Annotated in this window: 1 protein-coding gene; it reads left to right on the top strand. The window is 28.1% G+C overall.

Annotation, left to right across the window (positions count from 1 at the left end; translation table 11 throughout):
* Positions 1–286 precede the first annotated feature (286 nt).
* Positions 287–1,444 (top strand): tyrosine decarboxylase MfnA, encoded by a 1,158-nt coding sequence (gene mfnA, locus Q0138_RS04570; RefSeq protein WP_297981527.1) that lies wholly within the window; start codon positions 287–289, stop codon positions 1,442–1,444.
* Positions 1,445–1,837 lie beyond the last annotated feature (393 nt).

Here is a 1,837-nt window from a genome sequence, read left to right as displayed (position 1 = left end):
TTAATTTTAATTTTAATTTTAATTTTAATTATTTTAATTTAAATTTTAAATCATTTTTATTATTTTTTTAAAAAATAATTCTTTGAATTTCAAATTTTGAGAATTAAATTTAATATTTGAAGATTTCTTTATGTATAATTCATATTTGAGGATTTTTTTAAGTATTAAATTTAATTCTTTTTATTTCCTATTCCTTGAATTTAATTAATTTTTTAAATTTTCAAATTTTTAAATTTTTAATATTTATTTCTTATTTTATGATTTCTAATCTTTTAGAGGAAATATTATGAATGAAAAGCCTATGTCTCGAGAGGAGATTTTCAAACAGTTAGATGACTTTCAAGCAATGGATTGCAAATATGATGATGGGAAGATTTTAGGTTCCATGTGTACCAATCCACATCCTATTGCTGAAGAGGCCTTTAAACAATTTTTAGATTCTAATTTAGGTGATCCTGGTCTATTCAAGGGTACTAAATTAATCGAGGATAATGTTTTGAAAATGATTGGCTCTTTTCTGTCCTTGGAAAACCCTGCAGGTCATATTGTAACCGGTGGTACTGAAGCTAACCTTATGGCAATAAGGGCTGCAAGAAATCTCGCTCGTGAGGAGAAGGGGATTGAAAATGGAGAACTGATTGTTCCCCAATCCGCTCATTTTTCATTTAAGAAAGCTTCTGACATGTTAAACTTAAAGCTTGTTTCAGCCGATTTGGATGAAAACTATTGCATTGATCCAAAATCCGTTGAAGAGAATATTTCCGATAATACTGTAGCTATTGTTGGAATTGCCGGAACAACTGAATTGGGAATGATAGATCCTATTGAAGAATTGTCTAAAATAGCTGTGGAAAATAATCTTCACTTGCATGTTGATGCGGCTTTCGGCGGCTTTACCATTCCATTCCTAAATGATTTAGGCTATGACTTGCCGAATTTTGACTTTTCCAATCCTGGAGTTTGCTCAATTACTGTAGACCCTCACAAGATGGGTTTGGCGCCTATTCCTTCTGGAGGAATACTGTTTAGAGGTCAAAAGTATTTGGATGTAATGTCTGTTGATTCTCCATATTTGACTGTTAAGCATCAGTCTACAATTGTCGGAACTCGTTTAGGAGCTTCATCTGCAGCAACTTATGCTGTCATGAACTATTTGGGAAGGGAAGGTTATAGAGATTATGCAAGGGATGCAATGGAAAAAACTTCATATTTGTCCAAGTCCGTTCAGGAAATCGGTTATGAATTGGTTGTAGAGCCTAAATTGAATATAGTTGCATTCAATCATCCTGAGATGGAAGCAGAAGATTTGGCACAATTATTGGAAGAAAAAGATTGGAAGGTTTCTTGTGCGTCTTGCCCTAAGGCTATTCGTGTTGTTATAATGAATCATATTAAAATGGAACACCTTGAGAAGCTGGTAAAAGACCTGAAAGAGATTTATTAGTTTTATTTTTATTTTAAATTGATTTTTAATATTTAATTTATTTTTTTATGTTCTGTTTTTCTTTTTCATTTTCATAATCATTTTCATAATCATTTTCATAATCATTTTTATATCATTTTTATTTATTTTTAGACTAATTTTATTGTTTTTACACTTTTTTATTATTTTTTTATTAAATTTTTATAACTTTTCCTATTTTATTAATAATATTGCTTGCAATATGTAGATGCTCTTAATTGTATTTTTGAAATTTTATGTTTAATGTATTTTAATTAGAAACATGGCTATTTATTTTAATATTTAATATTTTTAAATTAATTTAATTAATCATTATTTTAATATTTATAACATTAATTTTTTTAGCATATCTTGTTTATTTAATTAATTTAAAAT

Origin of the sequence: uncultured Methanobrevibacter sp. (assembly GCF_937906425.1) — an archaeon.
Taxonomy (GTDB): domain Archaea; phylum Methanobacteriota; class Methanobacteria; order Methanobacteriales; family Methanobacteriaceae; genus Methanobrevibacter.
This window is presented reverse-complemented; position numbering and strand designations above follow the sequence as displayed.